This is a genomic window from Spirillospora sp. NPDC046719 (assembly GCF_040645715.1).
Classification (GTDB): domain Bacteria; phylum Actinomycetota; class Actinomycetes; order Streptosporangiales; family Streptosporangiaceae; genus Spirillospora.
In genome coordinates this window covers 1-6659 of sequence record NZ_JBEYYT010000483.1, presented here as the reverse complement: position 1 = coordinate 6659, position 6659 = coordinate 1, and the positions used below count along the sequence as shown (strand labels likewise).

Genomic DNA, 6659 nt, shown 5'->3' with positions numbered 1-6659 from the left:
CGCTGCGCCGCGGCGTCCCGCCGGTGGAGGTGTCCGGCCTGGCCGAGGGCGCCGCCGTCCTCGGCGCCGCCGGCCTCGTCATCGAACGCGTCATCGCCGACCCCGCCCGCCTCCTCTAGAGCGGGACGTACTCGAACCAGTCGAAGTCGGCGTGGTTCCCGCCGGGCCGGCCGTTGGAGGTGGCGTAGAGGCCGACGAGGACGCCCGTGAAGCCCCCGGCGACCTGGCTGGTCAGGAAGTCGCCGTCGATCGGGTCGCCCAGCGGCGCCCAATGCCCCGGGCGCGGGGAGTAGGACGCCCGGTACCAGCGGCCGTGGGCCTCGAAGCCGAGCCCGACGACCCCCGGCGGGGCCGGCGCCTCGGCCAGGACGGTCGTGACGCCCTGCTCCCGCTTGGCCAGCCGCAGCCCCCGGTCCGTTGCGGCCAGCACCACGTGGAAGTCGTTGTTCTGCATGAGCGCGAGCCCCGCCTCCTCGTCGTCGCCGGGCGCGAAGTCGAGGGCGGTGAACGCGGCGAACTCCGGATGCCGCTGCCGCCGCCCGACGAAGGACGGGTTGGCCACGTCGGCGAGGCCCTCCGGGCGGAGCCGCAGCCGCAGCCGGCCGGGACGGTCGGTCAGGCTCCACCACCGCTCGCGAGGCGTCCGCAGCATGGTCCAGGACGGGTCGAGCTCCGGCCCGTCGAACTGGTCGCACGCCGGGACGGCGGGCCACGGATGCTCCGGCAGCGACGGCGCGGGGCACTCCGCCTCGACCCGGCCGCCGGCGACCGGCCAGCCGTCCTCCCAGGTGACCGGGGCGAGGAAGGTCTCGCGGCCGAGGGCGCACCGGTCGCCGTGGTGCGGGCGCATGGCGAGCAGGACCATCCACCACTCGCCGTCCGGCGTCTCCACGAGATCGGCGTGCCCCGCCCCGACGATCGGGTGGCCGGCGCCGAGGTCGCGGTGGGTGAGGATCGGGTTGCGGGGGTTCCCCTCGTAGGGGCCGGTGACGCGGTCGGCCCGCGCGATCACCACCGCGTGGTCCATCGCGGTGCCGCCCTCGGCCGTGAGCAGGTAGTACTTGCCGCCGATGCGGTAGAGGTGGGAGCCCTCCGACCAGATCGCGCCCTTCAGTGCTCCGTCCCAGATCACGTGCTCCTCGCCCACGAGGGCCAGCGACCGCGGGTCGAACTCGCGCAGCCAGATCTCGGTGTGCCCCTCGTACCGCCCGGTCGGCCGGGTCCCGGTGCACCAGGCGCGGCCATCGTCGTCGAAGAACAGGGACGGGTCGATTCCGTCCCCCTCCAGCCGCACCGGGTCCGACCACGGCCCGCACGGATCGGCGGCCGTCATCACGAAATGGCCCGACCACTCCGGGCCGTCCACGAGGGTGCAGACGAGGTAGAAGGTGCCGTCGTGGTGCCGCAGCGTGGGCGCGTACAGCCCGCCGGACGCGGGGACGCCGTCCAGCGGGAGCTGCTCCGGCCGGTCGAGGGCGTGCCCGACCGGCCGCCAGTGCACCAGATCGCGGCTGTGGTGCACCGGCAGGCCGGGGAACCACTCGAACGTCGACGTGACGAGGTAGAAGTCGTCGCCCACGCGGCAGACCGACGGGTCCGGGTGGCAGCCCGGCAGCACGGGGTTGCGGAACCGCCTCACAGCCGCGTCACCTCCACCGGGACGGTCAGGACGCGGTCCGGGCCGGGCTCGCGGACCGGGCCGTCCAGCGTGAACGAGCCGCGCAGCGGCAGGTCGCCGCTGGAGCGCCCGACGGCCGCCTCGACCACCCCGGGCTCGACGACGCGCCGGAGGTCCGGGCCGGTGAAGGAGGTCCGGTCGGCGTGCACCTCGAACGCGACGCGGGCCGCCTCGCCCGGCTCCAGCCGGACCCGCGCGAACCCGGCGAGCCAGCGCGCCGGCCGCACCACCGACGCGACCGGGTCCGACAGGTACAGCTGGACGACCTCGGTCCCCGCGCGGTCCCCGGCGTTGCGGACGACCGCGCTGACCGTGACCGTCCCGTCGGTGCCCGCCCGCTCGTCCGCGCGCAGGTCGGCGTACTCGAACCGGGTCCAGGTCAGGCCGTGCCCGAACGGGTACAGCGGCACGGGGTCGACGGTGCTCCAGTCGTGCGGGCCGTCCATCGCCGAGCGCAGGTAGGACACGGACGGGCCGGACGCGCGCAGCGGCACGCTGAGCGGCAGCCGCCCGGACGGCTCGACCCGCCCGGTCAGCACCCCGGCGACCGCCGGGCCGCCCCGCTGCCCGGGGAAGAACGCCTGGACGACCGCGGCGGCGCGGTCGGCGATGCCCTCCAGCGCGTACGGGCGGCCGGTGAACAGGACGACGACGGTCGGCGTTCCGGTGTCCAGGACGGCGGCGGCGAGGTCGGCCTGCCGGCCCGGCAGCGCGAGGGTCCGGGCGTCGCTGCCCTCCCCGGACGTGCCGCGGCCGAACATCCCGGCGCGGTCGCCGAGCGCGAGGACGCACACGTCGGCGTCCCGGGCGGCCGCGGCGGCGGCCGCGATGTCGGCGTCGCCGGGCTCCAGCGCGTCCCCGCCGGCCGCCACCCGCAGGTCGGCGCCCTCGGCGCGGAGCGCCTCCGCCAGCGTCGGGATCTCCACGCCCAGCGGCAGCTCCGGATGCCCGTGCCCGACATGGCCGGGGAAGGTGTAGGCGCCGAGCATCGCGAACGGGTCGTCGGCCAGCGCGCCGACCAGCGCGACCCGCGCGCCGGGCGCCAGCGGGAGCACGCCGTCGTTGGCGAGCAGCACCACCGACTCCTCGGCGACGCGCCGGGCCAGCTCCCGGTGCTCCGGCGGGTCGACGTCCGGCGCCGTCTCCGCGGGGGAGGGCGGGCCGTCCAGCAGGCCGAGCCCGGCCTTCAGCGTCAGGACGCGGGCGGCGGCGCGGTCGAGCAGCTCCTCGGGGACGGTGCCGCGCCGGACCTCCTCGATCAGCGGCGCGCCGTAGCAGCGGACGGTCGGCAGCTCCATGTCGACGCCGGCGCACAGCGCGGCGGCGGCGGCCTCGCCCCGCGAGCCGGCCACGCGGTGGCGGCTCTCCAGGAACGAGATCCCGAAGTAGTCGGCGACGACGACGCCGGTGAAGCCGAGCTCGTCGCGGAGCAGGCGGGTGAGCAGGCGCTCGTCGGCGGCGGCGGGCATGCCGTCCACGTCGGTGTAGGAGTGCATCACCGACCGGGCGCGCCGCTCGCGCAGCGCCATGACGAACGGTTCGAGGACGACGTCGGCGAACTCGCGCGGCCCGATCGGCGCGGGCGCCATGTTCCGGCCGTCGCGGGACGCGGAGTAGCCGGCGAAGTGCTTGAGCGTCGCGACGACGCCGGACCGTTCCAGCCCCCGCGCGTAGGCGGTGCCGACGACGCCGACGAGGTACGGGTCCTCGCCGACGCACTCCTCCGTCCGTCCCCAGCGGGCGTCGCGGACGACGTCCAGCACCGGCGCGAGGCCCTGGTGGACGCCCGCGGCCCGCATGACCGAGCCGATCGCGGCGGCCATCTCCTCGACGAGCGCGGGGTCGAACGTGGCGCCCCACGCGGGCGGGCTCGGGAAGATGGTCGCGCCCCACGTCATGAAGCCGTTGAGGCACTCCTCGTGCGCGATCGCCGGGATGCCGAACCGGTTCCCGGCGGCGACGCGGCGCTGCAGGTCGCGCAGCCGGGCCGCGCCGTCGGCCGCCGTGACGGGCGCCGTCCCGAACACGCGGGTGAGCTGCCCGAGCCCGTTCCCGACCACCTCGTCCAGGGACGGCGCGGTCTCGTGCGAGTCGTCCTCCATCGGGGCCACGGGATCGCCGGGTTCGGCGGGCATCGCCCAGTACCCGGCGAGCTGCCCCGCCTTCTCCTCCGGCGTCATCCGGGCCAGCAGGTCGGCGACGCGCGCGGCGGCCGGCAGCGCGGGGTCCCGCCACGGTTCGCGGGCCGCGCGCGCGGCCGGGACGGCTTCGGTCATCGTTCCTCCGTGTGGACCGGCGGGGTGGGGGGCGGCGGGGCGGTGGACGCACGGACGCGCAGGTCGGTGGCCAGTTCCACGCGCGGGGTGAGCGGCGGTCGGCCGTCCAGCAGCTGGAGCAGGGTGCGGGCGGCGACGCGGCCCATCTCCTCCAGCGGCTGCCGGACGGTGGTCAGCGGCGGCGACAGCCACTCGCAGGTGGGCAGGTCGTCGAAGCCGACGACGCTGAGGTCCTCGGGGATGCGCAGGCCGGCGAGCCGGGCCGCCTGGTAGGCGCCCATGGCCTGCTCGTCGCTGCCGGCGAAGATCGCGGTCGGCGGGTCGGGCAGCTCCAGCAGCTCGCGGGTGCGGGCGAAGCCGCCGCGGTGGTGGAAGTCGCCGTACCGGACGAGGTCCTTGTCGACCTCGATCCCGGCGCGCTCCAGCGCCGTCCGGTAGCCGTCCACGCGGGCCTGCGTGCACAGCATGTCGGCGGGCCCGCCGATCATCCCGATGCGGCGGTGGCCGAGGCCGATGAGGTGCTCGGTGGCGGCCAGCCCGCCCGCCCAGTTGGTGGCGCCGACGCTGGCGATGTCGGTGTCCGGCAGGTTCACCGGGTCGACCAGCACCAGCCCGACGCCCGCCTTCTCCAGCTGGGCGCGCTGGCGGTGCGTCATCCGGGAGGTCACGAGGATCACGCCGTCGCTGTGGTGCAGCGCGGGCAGGTTCTGCCAGCTCGGCGGGCGGGCGTCGTCGTCGCGGACGAGCGACACCACGACGCCGGTGCCGTGCTCGGCGCACTCGGCCTCGACGCCGCGCAGGATCTCCACCGCCCACGGGCTGTCGAGCCCGGCGAGCACCAGGTCGATCAGCCCGGACCGGCGGGCGCGCCGGGCGACGCCGCCGGGGCCGGGGTAGTGGTGGGTGCGCAGCAGCGCCTCCACCCGCTCGCGGGTCGCGGCGGCCACGTCGGTGCGGCCGTTGAGGACCTTGGACACCGTGGCGGTGGAGACCCCCGCCTCGGCCGCGATGACGGCCAGCGTCGGCCGGGACGGCGGATCCGGCATCTCGTCGGTGGTGCGCACGGGCACGCTTCTCTCCTCCCCGAGGAAACGATTGCGAACAGTATCGCAATGTTTCGCTCTCTCCTAGTCCGAGATGGGGGCGAGTTCAGCGGGCCAAGTGGGGGCAAGTGCGCGCGAACCCTTGACCGCAAGGGGTCGCGTTCTTAGAGTTCCACGGCAACGGAGCCTCGAAGTGTTTCGAAATGTTTCGAGCGGATCGCCGTCCGCTCCGGCCGCCGCCCACCCCATCCAGGAGACCACCATGGGCATCCCCCACCTGTCGCGCCGCTCGTTCCTGACCGCAGTCTCCGCAGGGGCGGCCGCGGTCACCGCCGCGCCGCTGCTCGCCGCCTGCGGCGACGGCGGCTCCGGTTCGGACGGCAAGGTCACGATCGAATGGATGGACATCGCCACCACCGAGCCGTCCAAGACGATCTATCCGAAGATCGCCAAGGCGTACGAGGCCGCGCACCCGAACGTCAGGATCAAGCTCACCAACCTGGAGAACGAGGCGTACAAGTCGAAGATGACGGCGCTCACCGCCTCCGGGAAGGTGCCCGACATCTTCGTGACCTGGGGCGGCGGCGTGCTCAAGCAGCAGATCGACGCCGGCCTCGTCAAGGACCTCACCTCGTCCGCGTCCGGCCTGCTGAACACCGTCACCCCGGTGTCGCTGAAGCCGTACCAGTTCGACGGGAAGACCTACGCCGTCCCGTACGACATGGGCATGGTCGGCTTCTGGTACAACAAGCGGCACTTCGAGAAGGCCGGCATCAAGGCGCCGCCGAAGACCTGGGCGGAGTTCCTCGACGACGTCCGCAAGCTCAAGGGCGCCGGCATCACCCCCATCGCGCTCGGCGGCAAGGACAAGTGGCCCGGCATGTACTACTGGGCCTACCTCGCGATGCGCATCGGCGGCCTGACCGCGATGCAGCAGGCCGCGAAGACCAACGACTTCACCGGGCCCGCGTTCGTCGGCGCCGGGCAGCACCTCAAGGAACTCGTCGACCTGCAGCCCTTCCAGCCCGGCTTCCAGAACGCCGGGTTCGACAGCCCCGGCGGCGAGGCCGCCACCGTCGGCGCGGGCAAGGCCGCCATGGAACTGATGGGGCAGTGGGCCCCGGCGGTGGAGAAGGACGCCTCCGGCAAGGGCATCGCCGACGACGAGGGCTGGTTCCCGTTCCCGGCCGTCGACGGCGGGCAGGGCGCCCTCACCGACGTCTTCGGCGGCGGCAACGGCCACGCCCTCGGCAAGGACGCGCCCAAGGAGGCGATCGACTTCCTCGCCTTCCTCATCAACACCGAGAACGAGCACGAGCTCGTCTCCTCCGGCGCCTTCATGCCGGTCGTGAAGGGCGCCGAGAGCGCGCTCGCCGACCAGGGCCGAAAGCAGGTCGCCGAGGCGCTCGGCGCCTCCACCGGGTTCCAGCTCTACCTCGACCAGGCGTTCCCGCCCGCCGTCGGGCAGCAGGTCAACGACAGCGTCGCCGCGCTCATCGGCGGCAAGGCGACGCCCGAGCAGGTCGCCCAGCAGGTCACCAAGGCGGCCAAGAGCCAATGACCGAACCGCTGACGCTGCCCGCCGCGGCCGGCGACCGGCGGCGCACCGCCCGGGCCCCGCGCGAGCGGGGCTCCCGGGCGCCGCTCGGCCGGCGGCTGCGC

At 74.9% G+C, this 6659-nt stretch carries 4 protein-coding genes; 1 reads left to right on the top strand and 3 read right to left on the bottom strand.

Features of this window, described 5'->3' with window-relative positions; all coding sequences use genetic code 11:
• Positions 1-115: 115 nt before the first annotated feature.
• From ABZ914_RS43735 to ABZ914_RS43725, 3 genes are read right to left on the bottom strand one after another with little or no spacing between them, the layout of a single operon-like run.
• Complete coding sequence (locus ABZ914_RS43735; protein ID WP_500200644.1) at positions 116-1639, bottom strand: glycoside hydrolase family 43 protein; 1524 nt, start codon at positions 1637-1639, stop codon at positions 116-118.
• Positions 1636-3954 (bottom strand): beta-glucosidase family protein, encoded by a 2319-nt coding sequence (locus tag ABZ914_RS43730; RefSeq protein ID WP_500200643.1) that lies wholly within the window; start codon positions 3952-3954, stop codon positions 1636-1638. Before ABZ914_RS43730 ends, ABZ914_RS43735 begins: the two co-directional genes overlap by 4 nt.
• On the bottom strand, positions 3951-5000 hold the full coding sequence (locus tag ABZ914_RS43725; protein WP_500200645.1) for a LacI family DNA-binding transcriptional regulator: 1050 nt from the start codon (positions 4998-5000) through the stop codon (positions 3951-3953). Before ABZ914_RS43725 ends, ABZ914_RS43730 begins: the two co-directional genes overlap by 4 nt.
• 259 nt (positions 5001-5259) lie before the next feature.
• On the opposite strand from ABZ914_RS43725, the gene ABZ914_RS43720 reads away from it, so the two are divergent.
• The gene (locus ABZ914_RS43720) at positions 5260-6558 is read left to right on the top strand and encodes an extracellular solute-binding protein (protein ID WP_500200642.1); all 1299 of its coding nucleotides are present in this window, start codon (positions 5260-5262) and stop codon (positions 6556-6558) included.
• Positions 6559-6659: the final 101 nt, after the last annotated feature.

Coding starts and splice junctions, on each gene's coding strand:
- ABZ914_RS43730 (WP_500200643.1), bottom strand. CDS start 3,954: ATGACCGAAGCCGTCCCGGCCGCGCGCGCGGCCCGCGAACCGTGGCGG.
- ABZ914_RS43725 (WP_500200645.1), bottom strand. CDS start 5,000: ATGCCGGATCCGCCGTCCCGGCCGACGCTGGCCGTCATCGCGGCCGAG.
- ABZ914_RS43720 (WP_500200642.1), top strand. CDS start 5,260: ATGGGCATCCCCCACCTGTCGCGCCGCTCGTTCCTGACCGCAGTCTCC.